19 protein-coding genes are annotated in these 17,208 nt (G+C 72.7%); 8 read left to right on the top strand and 11 right to left on the bottom strand.

Features of this window, described 5'->3' with window-relative positions:
* Positions 1 to 80: 80 nt before the first annotated feature.
* From K4B79_RS23280 to K4B79_RS23270, 3 genes are all read right to left on the bottom strand, one after another.
* Positions 81 to 569, bottom strand: coding sequence for a GNAT family N-acetyltransferase (locus tag K4B79_RS23280; protein ID WP_232028811.1), 489 nt, complete (start codon positions 567 to 569; stop codon positions 81 to 83).
* A 103-nt stretch (positions 570 to 672) separates the two neighbouring features.
* Complete coding sequence (locus K4B79_RS23275; RefSeq protein ID WP_232028810.1) at positions 673 to 933, bottom strand: helix-turn-helix domain-containing protein; 261 nt, start codon at positions 931 to 933, stop codon at positions 673 to 675.
* Entirely contained in the window at positions 933 to 1,424 is a 492-nt protein-coding gene (locus tag K4B79_RS23270) for a DUF2975 domain-containing protein (protein ID WP_232028809.1), read from the bottom strand. Before K4B79_RS23270 ends, K4B79_RS23275 begins: the two co-directional genes overlap by 1 nt.
* A gap of 319 nt (positions 1,425 to 1,743) precedes the next feature.
* Here K4B79_RS23270 and dhaK point away from each other — a divergent pair, with 319 nt between their 5' ends.
* Genes dhaK through K4B79_RS23255 form a run of 3 tightly spaced genes read left to right on the top strand, consistent with a single transcriptional unit; the run spans position 1,744 to position 3,797 of the window.
* Positions 1,744 to 2,736 carry a dihydroxyacetone kinase subunit DhaK gene (dhaK, locus tag K4B79_RS23265; protein ID WP_232028808.1) on the top strand — a complete coding sequence of 331 codons (993 nt, stop codon included), beginning with the start codon at positions 1,744 to 1,746 and terminating at the stop codon, positions 2,734 to 2,736.
* A gap of 49 nt (positions 2,737 to 2,785) precedes the next feature.
* On the top strand, positions 2,786 to 3,394 hold the full coding sequence (gene dhaL / locus K4B79_RS23260) for a dihydroxyacetone kinase subunit DhaL (RefSeq protein ID WP_232028807.1): 609 nt from the start codon (positions 2,786 to 2,788) through the stop codon (positions 3,392 to 3,394).
* Positions 3,387 to 3,797, top strand: coding sequence for a PTS-dependent dihydroxyacetone kinase phosphotransferase subunit DhaM (locus K4B79_RS23255; RefSeq protein WP_232028806.1), 411 nt, complete (start codon positions 3,387 to 3,389; stop codon positions 3,795 to 3,797). Before dhaL ends, K4B79_RS23255 begins: the two co-directional genes overlap by 8 nt.
* Before the next feature lie 186 nt (positions 3,798 to 3,983).
* On the opposite strand, the gene K4B79_RS23250 is transcribed toward K4B79_RS23255, so the two are convergent.
* A complete protein-coding gene (locus K4B79_RS23250; RefSeq protein WP_232028805.1) occupies positions 3,984 to 4,622 on the bottom strand; it encodes a TetR/AcrR family transcriptional regulator in 639 nt (212 codons plus the stop codon).
* Positions 4,623 to 4,756: 134 nt separating this feature from the next.
* On the opposite strand from K4B79_RS23250, the gene K4B79_RS23245 reads away from it, so the two are divergent.
* Positions 4,757 to 5,518 carry an SDR family NAD(P)-dependent oxidoreductase gene (locus K4B79_RS23245; RefSeq protein WP_232028804.1) on the top strand — a complete coding sequence of 254 codons (762 nt, stop codon included), beginning with the start codon at positions 4,757 to 4,759 and terminating at the stop codon, positions 5,516 to 5,518.
* Between the two features lie 37 nt (positions 5,519 to 5,555).
* Here the strand turns inward: K4B79_RS23245 and K4B79_RS23240 are convergent, their stop codons facing one another.
* The gene (locus tag K4B79_RS23240) at positions 5,556 to 6,257 is read right to left on the bottom strand and encodes a glycoside hydrolase family 75 protein (RefSeq protein WP_232028803.1); all 702 of its coding nucleotides are present in this window, start codon (positions 6,255 to 6,257) and stop codon (positions 5,556 to 5,558) included.
* 370 nt (positions 6,258 to 6,627) lie between these two features.
* On the opposite strand from K4B79_RS23240, the gene K4B79_RS23235 reads away from it, so the two are divergent.
* The gene (locus tag K4B79_RS23235) at positions 6,628 to 7,620 is read left to right on the top strand and encodes a fibronectin type III domain-containing protein (protein ID WP_232028802.1); all 993 of its coding nucleotides are present in this window, start codon (positions 6,628 to 6,630) and stop codon (positions 7,618 to 7,620) included.
* 171 nt (positions 7,621 to 7,791) lie between these two features.
* The gene (locus tag K4B79_RS23230; RefSeq protein WP_232028801.1) at positions 7,792 to 8,334 is read left to right on the top strand and encodes a hypothetical protein; all 543 of its coding nucleotides are present in this window, start codon (positions 7,792 to 7,794) and stop codon (positions 8,332 to 8,334) included.
* A 39-nt stretch (positions 8,335 to 8,373) separates the two neighbouring features.
* Here the strand turns inward: K4B79_RS23230 and K4B79_RS23225 are convergent, their stop codons facing one another.
* The 3 genes from K4B79_RS23225 to K4B79_RS23215 form a co-directional block, all read right to left on the bottom strand.
* Positions 8,374 to 8,925, bottom strand: a complete 552-nt coding sequence (locus tag K4B79_RS23225; protein WP_232028800.1) for a PadR family transcriptional regulator — start codon at positions 8,923 to 8,925, stop codon at positions 8,374 to 8,376.
* A 53-nt stretch (positions 8,926 to 8,978) separates the two neighbouring features.
* On the bottom strand, positions 8,979 to 10,994 hold the full coding sequence (locus K4B79_RS23220; RefSeq protein ID WP_232028799.1) for an FAD-dependent oxidoreductase: 2,016 nt from the start codon (positions 10,992 to 10,994) through the stop codon (positions 8,979 to 8,981).
* Positions 10,995 to 11,154: 160 nt separating this feature from the next.
* The gene (locus K4B79_RS23215; protein ID WP_232028798.1) at positions 11,155 to 11,526 is read right to left on the bottom strand and encodes a hypothetical protein; all 372 of its coding nucleotides are present in this window, start codon (positions 11,524 to 11,526) and stop codon (positions 11,155 to 11,157) included.
* 143 nt (positions 11,527 to 11,669) lie between these two features.
* On the opposite strand from K4B79_RS23215, the gene K4B79_RS23210 reads away from it, so the two are divergent.
* Entirely contained in the window at positions 11,670 to 11,888 is a 219-nt protein-coding gene (locus K4B79_RS23210) for a hypothetical protein (protein WP_232028797.1), read from the top strand.
* A 142-nt stretch (positions 11,889 to 12,030) separates the two neighbouring features.
* On the opposite strand, the gene K4B79_RS23205 is transcribed toward K4B79_RS23210, so the two are convergent.
* The 3 genes from K4B79_RS23205 to K4B79_RS23195 all read right to left on the bottom strand — a co-directional run bounded on the left by K4B79_RS23205 (position 12,031) and on the right by K4B79_RS23195 (position 14,833).
* The gene (locus tag K4B79_RS23205; RefSeq protein WP_232028796.1) at positions 12,031 to 12,339 is read right to left on the bottom strand and encodes a DUF3040 domain-containing protein; all 309 of its coding nucleotides are present in this window, start codon (positions 12,337 to 12,339) and stop codon (positions 12,031 to 12,033) included.
* A 134-nt stretch (positions 12,340 to 12,473) separates the two neighbouring features.
* The gene (locus tag K4B79_RS23200) at positions 12,474 to 13,748 is read right to left on the bottom strand and encodes a cation:proton antiporter (RefSeq protein WP_232028795.1); all 1,275 of its coding nucleotides are present in this window, start codon (positions 13,746 to 13,748) and stop codon (positions 12,474 to 12,476) included.
* A gap of 212 nt (positions 13,749 to 13,960) precedes the next feature.
* Positions 13,961 to 14,833 (bottom strand): hypothetical protein, encoded by an 873-nt coding sequence (locus K4B79_RS23195; protein WP_232028794.1) that lies wholly within the window; start codon positions 14,831 to 14,833, stop codon positions 13,961 to 13,963.
* 269 nt (positions 14,834 to 15,102) lie between these two features.
* Here K4B79_RS23195 and K4B79_RS23190 point away from each other — a divergent pair, with 269 nt between their 5' ends.
* Entirely contained in the window at positions 15,103 to 17,187 is a 2,085-nt protein-coding gene (locus K4B79_RS23190) for a SpoIIE family protein phosphatase (RefSeq protein ID WP_232028793.1), read from the top strand.
* Positions 17,188 to 17,208 lie beyond the last annotated feature (21 nt).

The raw sequence follows: 17,208 nt of genomic DNA, 5'->3' as shown, positions 1-17,208 counted from the left end.
GCCCTCCGCCCAGGCCCAAGAGGCGCTCGCCTTCTCCCGGGCGAAGCGATGCCGGTGCCCCCGCCGACCGGCACTCCGGGTCATCCCGAAGGAATGCGGAACTCGAATTCGGGGCGGTCCCACGGCACGGCGGGCGGGTTCGCGAAGGCCGTACCGGTCCGCACCGCACCGACGCGGTGGTAGAAGTCCTCGGCGGGAACGTGCGACACGACCTTGAGACGGTCGAGCCCGGCGGCACGGGCCTCGGACTGCATGTGCGCGATGAGCAGCCGTCCGATACCCCGTCCCTGCACCGCGTCGGCGACGAAGAGCAGGTCGAGCTCCGGCGGAGCGAGGACGAGGGAGTAGAACCCGAGGATCCGGCCGCCGTGCTCGTCGGCGTCGACGGCCACGAAGGCGCGGTGGGCCTCGATGTAGTCGGGACCGACCCGATAGCCCTCGACCGCGGCCGCGTACTCACCCTGGTAGGCGCCTGAGCCCCGCACCAGCCGCGTGAGCCGCTTGGCATCCCGCGCGACGGCCCGCCGTATCGTGATCGGCCGGCTGACCGGGGACGTGCGTGAACTCATCGGGCGAGTATGTCGCACCGGTGAATGCCGTCGTGCGGCGGGTCTGCTGCTCACGCGGGCGCTCCCGCCCGCACCACTCCCGGGACACGGGGTACCGCTCGGGTCACGGGGCGTCGAGAATTCCATGCCCCTGGATGGGCACGTCCTTCGTCCGAGCGTCCTCGGCCTCCCAGCGCAGCAGGTCGCCCGGCTGGCATTCGAGAACCTCGCAGAGCGCGGCGAGCGTCGCGAAGCGGACCGCCTTGGCACGGCCGTTCTTGAGGACCGCCAGGTTGGCGGGAGTGATTCCCACGCGGTCGGCGAGCTCGCCCACGGACATCTTCCGCCTGGCCAGCATCACGTCGATGTCGACGGCGATCGGCATCAGATCACCCCGTCCAACTCGGCCTGCATCTGCGCCGCTTCGACGTCGCGCGCGACGGCCTGGGCGAGCAGCATCCGCAGCACGAGCACGATGAGCGCGACCCCCAGGACGGCCACCCCGACCCCGCCCATGATGACGGTGACGCCCGGGTCGTCCCGCTGGCCCGGCGCGTTGACGACGGTGACCGCGAACCACACGAGGGCCGCCGCCACGATCGCGCCGATCACGCCGTCCACGTAGCGGAAGGCGGCGTCGGAGAACACGGTTCCGTGTCGCACCATCGCCACCAGCCGCCATACGCAGACCAGGGCGACCTGGACCGACAGCATGCCCAGGATCGTGATCACGCGCAGCGCGGTCAGCGGGAGCGCCCCGTCCTCCGGGTCGCTCCCGCTGATCAATGTCCACAGCATCAACACCTGCACGAACACGGTGCCGACGAGCACCAGCACGAGCACCGCGCGCAGCGCACGCACGGTCAGCTTTCCCATGCCCGTCCTTCCCTTACTCATCCTCACCCGACCCACCCGGCCTTCCATCCACCCGGCATTCCATCGAATCGCGATGGAAATCTATCGAGATTCGATAGGTCGCGCAAGCTGCTCGATCTCGTCGAGGTCGGCCTCACTTGTGTGCACGCTCGATCCAACCTGCCGTGCACGCGACCGCTCACCGTCGTCGATCGGCGTGACCTTCGCTGCCACAAGGTCGATACTGCCGACAGTGATGCTCCGAGCCGACTCACGTCCGACCGATCCACGCACCCCGCCCATCTGTCACCGAAGTCGGCATCAGTACCAGGAGGTACCCGTGAAGATGCTCATCAACGTCCCGGAAACCGTCGTCGCCGACGCGCTGCGCGGTATGGCCGCCGCCCACCCCGAGTTGACGGTGGATGTGGAGAACCGGGTGATCGTGCGGCGGGACGCGCCGGTGGCCGGGAAGGTGGGGCTGGTCTCGGGTGGCGGGTCGGGGCACGAGCCGCTGCACGGCGGCTTCGTCGGCCCGGGGATGCTGTCGGCGGCCTGTCCCGGCGAGGTGTTCACCTCCCCCGTGCCGGATCAGATGGTGCGGGCCGCGGCTGCCGTGGACAGCGGGGCCGGGGTGCTGTTCATCGTGAAGAACTACACCGGTGACGTGCTCAACTTCGACATGGCGGCCGAACTCGCCGAGGACGAGGGCATCCGGATCGCCAAGGTGCTGGTGGACGACGATGTCGCGGTCACCGACAGCCTCTACACGGCCGGCCGGCGTGGCACCGGCGCCACGCTGTTCGTGGAGAAGATCGCGGGGGCAGCGGCGGACGAGGGGCAGCCGTTGGAGCAGGTGGAGGCCATCGCCCGGCTGGTCAACGAGAACTCCCGCAGCTTCGGTGTCGCCCTGAGCGCCTGCACCACGCCCGCGAAGGGCAGCCCCACCTTCGATCTGCCGCCCGGCGAGCTGGAGTTGGGCGTCGGCATCCACGGCGAGCCGGGCCGCGAGCGGCGGGCGATGATGACCTCGCGGGAGATCGCCGACTTCGCGGTCGGCGCGATCCTGGACGACTTCACCCCGGGCAATCCCGTCCTCGTCCTGGTCAACGGCATGGGCGCGACACCGCTGTTGGAGCTGTACGGCTTCAACGCCGAGGTGCAGCGGGTCCTCGCCGAGCGCGGTGTCGCCGTCGCCCGCACGCTCGTCGGCAACTACGTCACCTCGCTCGACATGGCCGGCGCCTCGGTCACCCTGTGCCGGATCGACGAGGAACTGCTGCGCCTGTGGGACGCCCCGGTGCGCACACCGGGGCTGCGCTGGGGCATGTGACCGGGTGGCGACAGCCGATCACGACGTACCGACCACGCAAGGAGACCCAGTGCTCGACGCCGATTTCTTCCGCCGTTGGATGACGGCGACCGCCGCCTCCGTCGCCCGTGAGGCGGAGCGGCTCACCGCCCTCGACTCGCCGATCGGGGACGCCGACCACGGCAGCAATCTGCAGCGCGGGTTCACCGCGGTGACCGCGACGCTGGAGAAGGAGGCCCCCGACACCCCGGGCGCAATCCTCACGCTCGCCGGACGACAGCTCATCTCGACGGTCGGCGGCGCCTCCGGTCCGCTGTACGGGACGTTGCTGCGCCGCACCGGCAAGGCGCTCGGGGAGGCGGCCGAGGTCAGTGCGGAGCAACTCGCCGAGGCACTGCGCACCGGGGTGGACGCGGTGCGCACGCTCGGGGGCGCTGCACCGGGCGACAAGACCATGATCGACGCCCTGGTGCCCGCGGTGGACGCGCTCGGTGACGGTTTCGCCGCCGCGCGGGCCGCCGCCGAGGAGGGTGCCGTCGCCACCACGCCGTTGCAGGCCCGCAAGGGTCGGGCGAGCTATCTGGGTGAGCGCAGCATCGGGCACCAGGATCCGGGCGCCACGTCGGCCTCGCTGCTGATCGCCGCTCTCGCCGAGGCCGTGGAGGCGTCCGGTGAGTGACGAGAAGCTGGTCGGGATCGTGCTGGTGTCGCACAGCGCGCAGGTCGCCGCGTCGGTGGCGGAACTGGCGCTGGGGCTCACGGGGGGCGGCACGGCGGTGCCCGTGGCCCCGGCGGGCGGTACCGAGGACGGCGGGCTCGGGACCAGCGCGGAGCTGATCTCCGCCGCGGCCGCCTCCGTGGACCGGGGCGCCGGAGTCGCCGTCCTCACCGACCTCGGCAGCGCGGTGCTCACCGTGAAGACGCTGCTCGCCGAGGGGGACGAACTCCCCGACGGCACCCGGCTGGTGGACGCGCCGTTCGTCGAGGGCGCGGTGGCCGCGGTCGTCACGGCAGCCACGGGCGCGGACCTCGCGGCGGTGGAGGCGGCGGCCGCGGAGGCGTACACCTACCGCAAGGTCTGACGCCCCGGAGGTCTCACACCGGGCAGACCGGCGGCGCCGGTCGGGGCGGGCCCGCGGTCTCCCGCCCCGAAGGCGTCCGGTCCGCGTCTGTCCGGCGGCCGACCTCCCACTGAGGCCCGGTCAGCTCGCGTGCGGCGCCCCGGCGACCCACGTGCATCCCACACCCCACCTCCCCCTGGCGAATCGTCACCTGAGCCCCTCCGCCGCGACGGCGAGTGCCGAGCGCAGGGTTCCCGCCAGTTCGGCCTCCGCCGTCGCCGGGTCGCCGGGGGTCGCGGCGGAGTGCCACGCGTGGTGCTCCACGGCCGCGCGCAGGGCCGCGTTGAGCATGGCGGCCCGGAGAGTCGGCCTGAGGTCGTCGGCGGGGAGTCCGGCCCGTTCGGCCAGGGCGCGGGCGAACACCGGCTCGGCCTCGTCGTAGGTCTGGAGCCAGACCGCGCGCAGGCCGGGCTCGGTGCGGGTCAGCCGGACCAGGTCCCCGATCGTGGCCCGGTCGAACGGGCCCACCGGACCGCGCCCGTGCACGAACTCCCCGTCGAAGAGTTTCTCCAGGGGCTGCCCCGGGAGCCAGGCCCGCAGCAGGGCGGCGATCATGTCGATGCCCTCGGAGAAGAGCGGTCGTACGCAGCTCTCCTTGCTCGGGAAGTACCGCCACACGGTCCGCGCGGAGACGCCGGCCCGCTCCCCGATCTGCTCTCCGGTGGTGGCCGTGACGCCCTGGGCCACGAACAGGTCCACGGCGGCCCGGGCGATCTCCAGCCGTATCTCGGCCCTGCGCTCCTCGGTGAGGGGCGGTCGTCCCGTGCGTCCGCGCGACGCGGTCATCGGTTCCTCCGGCTGGCTGGCCTGCACTCCCGGAATTCTCCCCCACGACTTTATGTCACTCAGAGACATTAAGTCGTAGGGTGGAGGCACCCACCGGGCAGGGAGCCCCGTGGCACGACAGGCGGGAGCACCTCATGGCCGGCGCGGCAGAAGGACGCAGTGTCATCGTCACGGGAGCGGGCTCGGGCATCGGGCGCGCCACCGCTCTCGCCTTCGCGGCCCAGGGCGACTCAGTCGTGGTGGCCGACCTGAACGCGGAGGGCGCCAAGAAGGTCGTCGAGGAGATCGAGGCGGCGGGCGGCACCGCCGTGGCCGTCACCGGGGATCTCAGTGAGCAGACGGTCGTCGACGAGGTGACCAAGGCCGCCGTGGAGCGCTTCGGCGGGGTGGACGTCCTGGTCAACAACGCCGGGATCATGGACCGTATGTCGGCGCTCGCGGATGTCGGCGACGCGGAGTGGGAGCGGGTTCTGCGGGTGAATCTCACCGCGCCGTTCCTGCTCACCCGGGCCGTGCTGCCGCACATGCTGGCGGCGGGCGGGGGCGCCATCGTGAACACCGCGTCGGAGGCCGGCCTGCTCGGCAGTGCGGCGGGGGCCGCGTACACGGCCTCCAAGCACGGGATCGTGGGGCTGACCAAGAACCTCGCGGTGATGTACCGCAAGCAGGGCATCCGCGCGAACGCCATCGCCCCCGGCGGTACGGCGACCGCCATCGTCGTGGACGCCGACCAGGAGGCGCACGGCCCGGCCGCGCTCGGCCCGCACTTCGTCAACCTCGGCCGGATGGCCCAGCCCGAGGAGCAGGCCGCCGCGATCGTGTTCCTCGCCTCGAAGGCCGCGAGCAACATCAACGGCGTGGTCCTGCCGGTGGACGACGGCTGGTCCGCGGTCTGACGCACCCTCAAGCCACACCCACACCGATCCCCGGGTCCTACCCGCCGCGCACGAACCTGCGCGCCAGCCGCTCCCCCATCGCCACCGCCCCCTCGTGGTCCTCGATGGGGGTCACCCGGGTGTCCTTGAAGACGATGTAGGTGACACCGGAGGGGGTGCCGCCGCCGCGCGGGTCGGGGCGGATGCCGAGGGCCTCGGCGGCGGCGTAGGACGCCTCGCCGATGATGTCGCGGGGGCCGACGTCGCCGACGACCGCGTACCGGACCCGGTCGCGGTGGACGACGGCGACGACCGAGCCGCCGCGGACGCCGCTCGCGCGGTAGTCCCAGCGGCGGCTCGGGGCGGGTACCACGACGTAGGGGAGCCGTTCGGCGGACAGGTAGCGGCCGTCGGACTGCTGGAAGGCCGTGGCGCCGGTGAAGAGCGGGTCGGTGCGGCGGTTGCAGTGGCGTCCGGGCCGTCCGTCGCAGTCGATGTCCATGTCGGCCTTCCAGAACACGGCGTCCCGGGTGCCGCAGACCGGGATCGTGGCGGATCTGCCGCTGTCGCTGCGGTACCGGCCGCGGGAGACGGGGGCGCAGTCACGCACCTTGGCCAGCAGGTCGGCGGCGCGCACGGTGCCCGCGTGCCGCACGACCGGTTCCCCGTGGGCCAGTTGCCCGGCGCCCGCGGCGGGCAGCGTGGTCGGGGCGAGCAACGCGGCTCCTGCCGCGGCCAGCGTCAGGGACTGAACACGCACGATGGAAGACCCTCTCCTGGGCGGCACTGACGGACACTCAGCCCAATCTGGTGCCACCGGGATCACGCGGCCACCGTTAGGGGGCCGGACGGTGCACGCGCAGAAACTCCCGACAGGAGCCGGGAGCCTGAGTCCGCATCAGATCCAGGTCTCCCGGCCACCCGCGACGGCGCGGCGACAGCGACGACAGCGGTCCGCGCCCACGGCTCGAACTCCCCAGCCCTCCAGGAGAGTTCGGCCGCGAAGAGCTTCAGCATACGTAACCCCGCCCACCGGTTCGCAACGACCGCCCCCTTGATGTGCTCGCACCACGGGGGCATATTGGTCCGGACCTTTACCGTGTGTCGTCCGCCCCCGGGGAGGCAGCGCCGTGAGACCCAGCCCGCCGCCCGTCCCCCTACGGCGTTGGCTCACGCTCTGCGGCGCGCTCGTCCTCGTCGCCTCCTGCGGCTGGAGCGCCGCCGGCGACGGCGAGACCGGCGGACCGCCCGGCGCGCCCCTGGGCGTCACCGCCACCGCGGGCAGCGCGACCAGCGTGCACGTCATGTGGAACGCGGTCTCCGCGAGCGCGGGAATAGACGTCTACGAGGTGTATCGCGGCACCACGAAAGTCGAGGAGGTGCCCGGTTCGCGGCACATGGTGGACGTCACCAGGCTCAGGCCGTCCACTCCGTACGTCTTCACCGTGCGGGCCCGCGACACCGAGGGACGTCTCGGCCCCGCCGGCCGGGAGGTCCGGGCGACCACCGCGGCGGCGGGCATCGCGGACGACTCCGCACCGACGCGCCCGGCGGGGCTGCGGGCCCGGGCCGTCGGGAGCCGGGCGGTCCAGCTGTCCTGGTCCGCCTCCTCGGACGACCGGGGCGTGGTGTCGTACGACATCCACCAGGGCGCGACGAAGATCCACAGCGTGGGCGGGGCCCAGCGGGCGGCCGTGGTGACCGGGCTGCGGCCCGGCACCCGGTACTCCTTCACCGTGCGCGCCCGGGACGCCGCCGACAACGTCTCGCCCGCGAGTGCGCCGGTCCGTTCGAGGACCCCCGGCACGGACGACGGGCGGGACACCGCCCCCACCGGCTTCCGGGCGACGACCCACCGCGCCGACGGCGCCTTTCACATGGACCTCTCCTGGCTGCCGCCGCGCACGGACGGCGTGGTCGCGGAGTACCAGATCCACCTCGACGGCCGCCCGGCCACCTCGCTCGTCTACGGCGGATCCGCGCCCGGCGGCCGGAGGGCTGCCCACAGCTTCTACCTGGGTCCCGAGGCCGGTGTCACCCACCGGGTGCGGATCCGGGCGAGGCTGCCGGACGGCACCTGGGGCGGGTTCTCGGCGGAGCGGACGGTGACCACCGGGCCGTAGGAGAAGCGGGCGGGTGTGCGCCGGACGTGGGGGTGGGTCACCTGCACGGGTGCGGTCCGCATGCGGTCCGGGCCCGGGGCGCGTTGGCTTTGGCTGAGGCAGCACGGGCGTTCCCCGACCTTCGGCGGCGCAAGGGATGTACCGCCAACCGTGCCGCCGGAGGGCAGCCCGATGCACACTTCCCAGCCACTCCTCCGCTCCTGCCTGACCGTGGCGGCCGCCGCCGCGCTACCGCTGACCCTGACCGCCGGGCAGGCCGCGGCCGCTTCGGGGATCTCCGTGAGCACCAACGGGAGCACGGTCTCGGTCACGACCAGCGCGTGCGCGAGCAGCAACAACGGCTTCGGCAGGGCCTCGCTGCTCACCAGCAGCCAGGCGAACTTCGCCCAGGGACGCCAGGCCGATCTGGCGGGCACCAACAGCACCCAGACGGCCCTGTGGTCCAACGTGAGCCCGGGGACGTACACCGTGATCGTGATCTGCAACAGCACCGGGCAGACCGCGGGCACCCAGTCCGTCATCGTCTCCGGCTCCGCCACCCCCTCGATCTCGGCCACGGCCTCGCCCTCGCGCGGTGTCATGGGCGGACTCGGCGGAGGTACGAAGGACTACGGCACGCTCACTATGGCGGCCGGCGGAGGCCTGGTGGCGGCGGGCGCCCTGGCGACCGTGATGGTCCTGCGTCGCCGTCGCACCAAGCCCTACCGGCTCTGACACGGGCCGTCTCCCCGACGGCCCCGACGCCGTCCTGTCCTACCGGTTTCGCTCCGTGGGCAGGTCGGCGAACTCCTCCAGGGCGCGGGTCAGCCACCGCGTCCAGAAGGTCTCCAGATCGATGCCCGCCTGGAGCACGAGGTGCCGCAGACGATCCTCGGGGCCTTCCTTGCCGGGCGGGAAGTCACGCTGCTCGATCTCCTCGTACTCGGCCAACTGCCGCCGGTGCAGGTCGAGATGGCGGCGCAGGTCGTCCTCGATGCCGGCGGTGCCCACCACGGCCGCCGCCCGCAGCCGCAGCAGCAGTACGTCCCGCATCGGCTTGGGGTCCTGTGAGGCGGCGCTCCAGCGGGCCAGTTCGGCGCGGCCCGCGGGCAGGACCTCGTAGCTCTTCTTCTGCCCGCGCGCCGGCTGCTCCGTCGGAAGGGTGCGGATGAAGCCGTCCGCCTCCAGTTTTCCCAGCTCGCGATAGATCTGCTGATGCGTCGCCGACCAGAAGTAGCCGATCGAGCGGTCGAAGCGGCGGGTCAGCTCCAGCCCCGAGGACGGCTTCTCCATGAGGGCGGTGAGGATCGCGTGCGGGAGTGACATGAGGTCATCCTAGGGACGGGTCACCGCGAGGACGGGCGTCCTGAGGGCAGGTTCTAAAGGGCGGCCGCGACCTCGGTGCCCTGCTTGATGGCGCGCTTGGCGTCCAGTTCGGCGGCGACGTCGGCGCCCCCGACCAGGTGCGCGCTCACGCCCGCGGCGACCAGCTCGTCGTACAGATCCCGCCGCGGCTCCTGGCCGGTGCACAGCACGACGGTGTCGACCTCCAGGACGGTGCTGTCGTCGCCGACGGTGACATGCAGGCCGGCGTCGTCGACACGGTCGTAGCGCACGCCCGGGACCATGGTCACGCCGCGGTGCTTGAGCTCGGTGCGGTGGATCCAGCCGGTGGTCTTGCCGAGGCCCGCGCCGACCTTGGTGGTCTTGCGCTGGAGCAGGTGGACGGTGCGCGGCGGGGCGGGCCGCTCGGGGGCGGTGAGGCCGCCGGGCGCGGTGTAGTCCATGTCGACGCCCCACTGGCGGAAGTACGTCTCGGGGTTCTCGCTCGCCTTGTCGCCGCCGTCGGTGAGGTACTCGGCGACGTCGAAGCCGATGCCGCCCGCGCCGAGGACGGCGACCCGGTCCCCGACGGGGGCGCCGTCGCGCAGGACGTCGAGGTATCCGACGACGCTCGGGTGGTCGATGCCGGGGATGTCGGGGACGCGGGGGACCACGCCGGTGGCGACGACCACCTCGTCGTAGCCGGACAGGTCGGCGGCGGCCACCCAGGTGTTCAGGCGGACGTCCACGCCGTGGGTGTCGAGCTGGTGGCGGAAGTAGCGCAGGGTCTCGTCGAACTCCTGCTTGCCGGGGACCTTGCGGGCGACGTTGAGCTGTCCGCCGACCTCGCTCGCGGCGTCGAACAGGGTTACCTCGTGGCCGCGTTCGGCGGCGGTGACGGCACAGGCGAGGCCCGCCGGGCCCGCGCCCACGACCGCCACGCGTTTGCGCAGCCGGGTCGGGGAGAGCACCAGCTCGGTCTCGTGGCAGGCGCGCGGGTTGACCAGGCAGGAGGTGATCTTGCCGCTGAAGGTGTGGTCCAGGCAGGCCTGGTTGCAGCCGATGCAGGTGTTGATGGCCTCGGGCGTGCCGGCCGCCGCCTTGTTCACGAACTCCGGGTCGGCGAGCATCGGGCGGGCCACGGAGACCATGTCCGCGCAGCCGTCGGCGAGCAACTCCTCGGCGACTTCCGGGGTGTTGATGCGGTTGGTGGTGACCAGCGGCACGGACACCTCGCCCATCAGCCGCTTGGTCACCCAGGTGTAGGCGCCGCGCGGGACCGAGGTGGCGATGGTGGGGATACGGGCCTCGTGCCAGCCGATGCCGGTGTTGATGATCGTCGCGCCGGCCGCCTCGACGGCCTTGGCGAGGAGGATCACCTCGTCGAGGGTCGAGCCGCCGGGGACGAGGTCCAGCATGGACAGCCGGTAGACGATGATGAAGTCCTCGCCGACGGCCTCGCGCACCCGGCGGACGATCTCGACGGGGAAGCGCATGCGGTTCTCGTAGGAGCCGCCCCAGCGGTCGGTGCGGTGGTTGGTCTGGACGGCGATGAACTCGTTGATGAGGTAGCCCTCGGAGCCCATGATCTCGACGCCGTCGTAGCCGGCCTGCCGTGCCAGGCGGGCGGCGCGGACGTAGTCGTCGATGGTGCGTTCGACGTCGGCGTCGGTGAGCTCGCGGGGCGGGAAGGGGCTGATGGGGGCCTGGAGCGGGCTCGGGGCGACGAGGTCGCGGTGGTAGGCGTAGCGGCCGAAGTGCAGGATCTGCATCGCGATCCGGCCGCCCTCGCGGTGCACGGCGTCGGTGACCGTCCGGTGCTGCTCGGCCTCCGCGTCGGTGGTGAGCCGGGCGCCGCCCTCATAGGGCCGCCCTTCGTCGTTGGGCGCGATGCCGCCGGTGACGATCAGCCCCACTCCCCCGCGCGCCCGGGCCGCGTAGAACGCCGCCATCCGCTCGAAGCCCCGCTCGGCCTCCTCCAGGCCGACGTGCATCGAGCCCATGAGGACGCGGTTGGGCAGGGTGGTGAAGCCCAGGTCGAGCGGGGTCAGCAGATGGGGGTAGCGGCTCATCGGGCCCTCCGTGCACGGCGGTGTCGTCCTCTTGTTGTAGAGGACCGCGCAAGCCTTATGCAACTAGTTGCATAAGGCTGGAGGGGTGATGCCTGCCACTCAGCCTGCCCTTACCGCTCCCTTTCCGCCGCTCCCTTTCCGCCGCTCCCTTTCCGCTCCCTCACCTGCTTTCGAGCCGTACGTGCAGTTCCTTTTCCTGGTCCCCCGAGGCCGTCGACAGGTCGTGCACGGAGAACAGGGAGTCCAGCGTGGTGCGGAACCGGTCGATCGCCCAGTAGCCGCCCTGTACGTCGGCGATGACGGAGGACGACAGCCGGCCGGCGGGGCCGGTGCCCTCGTGCGCCTCGGCGACGTCGAACGTGCCGAGCCACACGGTGGGGCGCGTGGTGGACAGTTCCTCGGGTACGTCCTCGGCGCACCGGTCGGACTCGAAGCATGAACACAGGGCGTCGAACACGATCCGGGCGTCGTCCTTGCTGCATCCGCTGATCTCCACCGAGACGGATTCCGGGTGCGGTCGCTGACCGTCCATCGTGAGCGCTCCTCTCGTGGCCGCGGCGCGGTACCACGGACACGCCGCGAAACCGCCTCCCTCCCCAGAAAAGCACCGCCTCGGGCGGAGCACTACCGGCGGGAAGAGCTGCGTGGCGGGCCGTCACGGCGCATGGTGGTGCTATGGACGAGGATCCGCCCGTGGTCGTGCTCGCCCCCGCGCCGGACGGCGGGCGGCAGGTGATGGTCCGCGGTGAGCGCGCGGGCATCGCGTACAACTTCTTCGACGTGCTGGAGCTGGTGCATCAGGCGGGCCTGCCCGCCGAGGACACCGCCGTCGACGATCCCCATCTCATCGAGTGGCGGGGCGGCGGCCCCTACGACTGGAACGGGACGGCGTAGTCGTCTGCAGCCGTCTGCGGCCGTCTCTTCCGGCGTCGCGCGGTCACCCCTTCGGGCGTACCGGCACCGGCCGGCTGCGACACCGGTGCCCGGACACCCGCAGGCCCTGGCCGGAGGTCACCCGCGAGCCACCGGCCGGAGGTCACCCGCAGGGCCCCTGCGCGGATCCCCGCTGCCCCTCGCAGGGGCCCCGGCACCCGCGGTGCGGGTCCAGCAGCTCCACGGCCACACCGCAGAGCACCAGACCCGTGGCGATCAGCAGCCCGTCGGACAGCACCACGCCGGTCGTCAGGACGACCACGGCGACGGCCAGCGTCCACCAGGCGCCGGTGCGCCGGTACTCGCGGGGGCGGGCCGGGCGGCCGGACCTGAACGCGGCGGCGAACCGGGGGTCCTCGCGTGCCAGGTGTGCTTCGAGATCGAGCAGGCGTTCGTCGTCGGACCGGGCCACAGCTCCACCTCTCCGCGACGTCCGTGCCGCTCACTTTCCGTCGCCCTTCTGATGCTGCCCGTACGGACGGCGCGTGACGCGTGCCGCCGTGCACCGGCGGCGCCGGGGCACGAGCTCACAGGCTCACAACCTCCCTAGCGGTCCGCCTCCACCGGCACGGGCGGGGCCGGCGCACGCGGGGAGTCGCCCTCCGGTTCCACCGCGGGCGTGGGCGTGGCCGTGGGGCCCCGGCGGGAGAGCCTGGACCGCCCGGAGCGCAGGGCGCGGGCCAGCAGGTGCGCGCGCCCGGCGGCGACGGGACCGAGGACGGCGAGGACCAGGACGTAGCCCGCGATGAACGGGGCGAGGCGCCCGTCGAGCCCCGCGCTGGTGGCCATGGCGGCGAGGATCAGCGCGAACTCCCCGCGGGCCAGGAGGGTCGTGGCGATGTCGGCGGCGGGCTCGGCGCCGTAGCCGTACAGGCGGGCGACGAGCAGCCCAGCGGCCACGTTCATGACGATCGTCAGAGCGGCCGCGACGGCGACGGGTCCGGCGACGGAGGCCACGACGCCGGGGTCGATGGCCAGCCCGAACGCGAAGAAGAAGATCGCCGCGAAGGCGTCGCGCAGCGGGTGCACCAGCTCACGGATGCGCGGCCCGGACGGGGTGCCGCCCAGGATCAGCCCCACCATGAAGGCGCCGATCGCGTCGGCCACACCGAGGACCTCGGAGACACCGGCGACCAGGACCGCTGCGCCCAGGAAGCTGATGACCAGCAGTTCGTTGTCACGGACCTGGATCAGCCGGCCGATCCAGCGGGTGCCGTAGCGGGCCGCGGCGGCCAGCACCAGCAGGAACCCGAACGCCTTGCCCGCCTGAAGGAGCACCTCCCCGGCGCCCTGCGCCCCGCTGATGACCGGTTGCAGGGCCGCGAGATACAGCGCCAGGAAGATGTCCTCGACCACGATCACGCCCAGGATCAGCCGGGTCTCCGGGCGGCCGATGCGCCCCAGGTCGATGAGGATCTTGGTGACGATGGCGGACGAGGAGATGCCGAGGACACCGGCGAGGACCAGCGCCTCGCGCGCTCCCCAGCCCAGGGCGAAGCCGAAGCCGAGGCCCGCGCCGACGTTCAGGAGCAGATACACCCCGCCCGCCGCGGCCAGGCGCCGGCCGCCGCTCCTGAGGTCGTCGAGATGGAACTCCAGGCCCAGGTAGAACAGCAGCAGCACCAGCCCGAGCGCGGAGAGCATCTCGAAGTCATGTGCGTCCTCGACCAGTACCAGGCCCGGGGTGTGCGGGCCGAGCAGGATGCCGGCGAGCATGAACAACGGGATCGTCGGCAGCCCGATCCGGCCGCCGAGGCGGGCGAGGAACGCGGCGGCCAGGAAGGCGCCGCCCATGGCGAGCAGGGTGTCAGCGTGTCCCACGGGTCACCGCCTTCGACCGCGTCGGGGCCAGGACGTACAGGACTTCACGGGGGTGGATGCGGTGTCTCCTTCGTCGGCAGGGGGTCCAGGTCTCCCTGCCACCGTCGCACCCCGGGGGTCGGGCCCACCATCGGTGACAACACTCATTTCGGGCCCGGCGATCCGGACCGGCCGCCCCCGGCCGGCCCGTCCGCCGACGAGCGGGGTCTCCCTCAACTCCGGGTGAAGCGATACGTCTTGCTGTCCGTCAGGACGCAGAAGCCCGGCGACAGGACGATGACCCGCAGGGTGCCGGTGCGCCGGTCGTAGTCGATGCCCTCCGCCTCGAAGGTGCCGGAACAGGAGCTGCGCAGCGGGAGTTGGCGCAGGGCGGTGACGTGGCCCGTGACGTCGGCCGTGCCGTTCGGTTCGGCGGAGAGGTCGATCCGCAGCAGCGGCTTGGTGAGGCCGAAGAGCGTGCCCGCCGGGTCGTCGGAGGAGCACAGCAGCTGGGTCGCGGTGACGAAGTCGCAGCCCTGGACGTCGCGTACGGCGTGGTCGAGGCGGACCGTGGACACCTGCGGGAGGTTCGCCGACGGCGAGGTGCCCGGGTTCACGCCCGGGGTGGGGAAGACCAGCAGCCGACTCATGGTGCCGTACTCGCCGGCGAGCATCCACTGTCCGGCGGGGGCGACGGCGACCCAGGAGTTGTTCCGGGCCTCGCCCGGGCCGAGGGTGTGGACGTACTCGGACCAGGTCCCGCCCGGCGACTGCACGCGGAACATCTTCGTCGTGCCGTCGTCGCGCTGGTAGGGCTCGATGTAGTGGCCGTCGTAGGAGGCGTCCGGGTCGCCGATGTGGTTCCAGCCCCGGCTGCTCACGCCGACGGGGATGGTGCCGATGCCGGTGTACCTGTTGGCGGCTCCCGCCGGGACCTCGACCGAGGTCAGGCCCTGGCTCTCGGTGAGGGCGTCGGCGCGGTCGGAGCCGGCCTCGGTCCAGGTGTCGGCGGCGGAGGCGGGCGGCGCCGAGGTCAGCAGGGCGGCGGCCGTGAGCGGGGCGAGGACGGCGAGGACCGTACGGCGGCGTCGGGCGCGCAGGGGCATGGAGGCGTCTCCTCTGGGGGGGGTGGGGGCGGGTCCGGCGGACAGTCTGACCGCCCGAAGTGGTCATGTACAGACCAATCAGAGGAACGGTGGCTGTCGGCGGGATCACAGGCTCGCGCCGTGACTTTCCCGGACGGCCGCCGCCGTGTCAGGAGATGGTGGAAGATGCGGACGGCGGCGTCGCAGAGCCGGTTGAACGCGGTAGAACAAGGGGAGTCGGCACGGGGGGGGAACGACGTGCCGTGAGAGCGGCGAAGGCGGTGCGTGGCATGAGATCAGCCGGGGTTCCCGCGCCGGAGGGCGGCGAGCCGATGCGCGGCCCCGGGCGGCCGAGCGGGCTGCTCGACGAGCTCGGCGTGGCCTCGGTGGTCCTGGACACGCAGGGGCACATCGTGCTGTGGAGCCCGCAGGCCGAGGAGCTGTTCGGCTACCCCGCGCGGGAGGCGCTCGGACAGTACGCGGCCCGGATCATGGTCCACGAACAGCACGTCGACCTGGTCGTCAAGCTGTTCTCCGACGTCATGGACACCGGCCAGGGCTGGGCCGGGGCGTTCCCGATCCGGCGCAAGGACGGCGGCACCCGGCTGGTGGAGTTCCGCAACATGCGGCTCCTCGACGACCACGGCGACGTGTACGCGCTGGGCCTGTGCGCCGACCAGTCGACCGTACGGCGGGTGGAGCGGGACGTGGCGCTGTCGACCCGGGTGGTCGCGCAGTCCCCGATCGGGCTGGTCGTCCTCGACACCGACCTGCGGTACGTCTCCGTCAACCCGGCGCTGGAGCGGATCAACGGCATCCCGGCCGAGGACCATGTCGGGCGCACGATCCACGAGATCCTGCCGCAGATCGACGCCGACGCCGTCGAGGCCGCGGCCCGCGAGGTGCTGCGCACCGGCACACCGCTCGTCGACCGGCACACCTTCGGCCGTACGCCCGCCGACCCGGACCGGGAGCACGCCTGGACGATCTCCTTCTACCGGCTGGAGGACGCGCTCGGCACCGTGCTGGGCGTGGCCGGTTCGGTGGTGGACGTCACCGAGCAGCACCGGGCCGCCGTCGAGGCGGAGGTCGCCCGGCGGCGGCTGGCCCTCGTCGCCGACGCCACCACCCGGATCGGCACCACCCTGGACCTGGAGCGCACCGCCCGGGAGCTGGCGGCCGTCGCCGTGCCGGAACTCGCCGACGTCGCGGCCGTGGACCTGCTGGAGGCCGTGGTCCAGGGCAGGCCCAGCACCCTCGGTCCCGCCGAGGCGGCACTGATCCGCGCGCTGGCCGTCGAGGCGGACCGCGTCCCCGACGCGCTGCGGGCCGCCGACCCGCCCGGGGAGGTGGCCCGGTACGCCGCCGACCGGCTGGTCACCGAGTGCGTGCGCGGCGGACAGCCCGTGCTGGTGGCCCGGGTGGAGGCCGAGGACCTGCCGCGCATCGCCCGCTCCCCCGAGGCGGCGAAGCTGCTGGAGCGGGCGGGCGTCCACTCGTATCTGGCCGTACCCCTGATCGCGCGCGGCGAGGTGCTCGGCTCCCTCGATCTCAAGCGCACCCGCAACCCCGTGCCGTTCAGCGAGGACGACGTGCTCCTGGCGCGGGAACTGGCCTCCCGCGCGGCCCTCCAGATCGACAACGCCCGCTGGTACCAGAACGCCCGCGACACCGCCCTCACCCTCCAGCGCAGCCTGCTGCCGAGCCATCCGCCGGTGATCGGCGGCCTGGAGGTCGCCTCCCGCTACCAGCCGGCGGGCGCCACCGCGGAGGTCGGCGGCGACTGGTTCGACGTGATCCCGCTGGACGGCGGCAAGACCGCGCTCGTCGTCGGTGACGTGATGGGCAGCGGCATCAACGCGGCCGCCACGATGGGCCGACTGCGCACCGCGACGACCACTCTGGCCTCCCTCGACCTCGATCCGGCCAGGCTCCTGGAACACCTCGACCGGATCACCGAGGGCCTGGACCACTCCATCGCCACCTGTGTCTACGCCGTCCACGATCCGCGGCTGGGGCAGTGCCGGATCGCCAACGCCGGGCACCTGCCCCCGGCCCGCCTGCGCCCCGGCCACCCGCCCGAGCTGCTCGACCTGCCCACCGGCGCCCCGCTGGGCGTGGGCGGGGTCGCCTTCTCCACGACCACCGTCGACCTGGCGCCCGGCGACCGGCTCGTGCTCTACACCGACGGTCTCGTCGAGACCCGCCAGCACCCCCTCGACGAACGCCTCGACGCCCTCCTGGCCCTCCTCGACGGCCCCGACCGCCCGCTGGAGGAGGTCTGCGACCTGCTGCTGCGGACCCTGCACCAGCCGGACAACTCCGACGACGTGGCCCTCCTGATCGCCCGGGTGCAGACCTCCCAGCCTGCCTGAGGCGGCAGGGACGCACGTCTC

This window comes from Streptomyces lincolnensis (assembly GCF_021173675.1).
GTDB classification, from domain to species: Bacteria; Actinomycetota; Actinomycetes; order Streptomycetales; family Streptomycetaceae; genus Streptomyces; species Streptomyces lincolnensis_B.
The sequence above is the reverse complement of the archived record's forward strand: the minus strand, read 5'-3'. Positions and strand labels throughout refer to the sequence as shown.

Bases quoted from the DNA above. Each gene is read 5' to 3' on its own strand.
- K4B79_RS23280 (WP_232028811.1), bottom strand. From the start codon at position 569: ATGAGTTCACGCACGTCCCCGGTCAGCCGGCCGATCACGATACGGCGG.
- K4B79_RS23275 (WP_232028810.1), bottom strand. From the start codon at position 933: ATGCCGATCGCCGTCGACATCGACGTGATGCTGGCCAGGCGGAAGATG.
- K4B79_RS23270 (WP_232028809.1), bottom strand. From the start codon at position 1,424: ATGGGAAAGCTGACCGTGCGTGCGCTGCGCGCGGTGCTCGTGCTGGTG.
- K4B79_RS23250 (WP_232028805.1), bottom strand. From the start codon at position 4,622: ATGACCGCGTCGCGCGGACGCACGGGACGACCGCCCCTCACCGAGGAG.
- K4B79_RS23245 (WP_232028804.1), top strand. From the start codon at position 4,757: ATGGCCGGCGCGGCAGAAGGACGCAGTGTCATCGTCACGGGAGCGGGC.
- K4B79_RS23230 (WP_232028801.1), top strand. From the start codon at position 7,792: ATGCACACTTCCCAGCCACTCCTCCGCTCCTGCCTGACCGTGGCGGCC.
- K4B79_RS23225 (WP_232028800.1), bottom strand. From the start codon at position 8,925: ATGTCACTCCCGCACGCGATCCTCACCGCCCTCATGGAGAAGCCGTCC.
- K4B79_RS23220 (WP_232028799.1), bottom strand. From the start codon at position 10,994: ATGAGCCGCTACCCCCATCTGCTGACCCCGCTCGACCTGGGCTTCACC.
- K4B79_RS23215 (WP_232028798.1), bottom strand. From the start codon at position 11,526: ATGGACGGTCAGCGACCGCACCCGGAATCCGTCTCGGTGGAGATCAGC.
- K4B79_RS23210 (WP_232028797.1), top strand. From the start codon at position 11,670: ATGGACGAGGATCCGCCCGTGGTCGTGCTCGCCCCCGCGCCGGACGGC.
- K4B79_RS23195 (WP_232028794.1), bottom strand. From the start codon at position 14,833: ATGCCCCTGCGCGCCCGACGCCGCCGTACGGTCCTCGCCGTCCTCGCC.
- K4B79_RS23190 (WP_232028793.1), top strand. From the start codon at position 15,103: ATGAGATCAGCCGGGGTTCCCGCGCCGGAGGGCGGCGAGCCGATGCGC.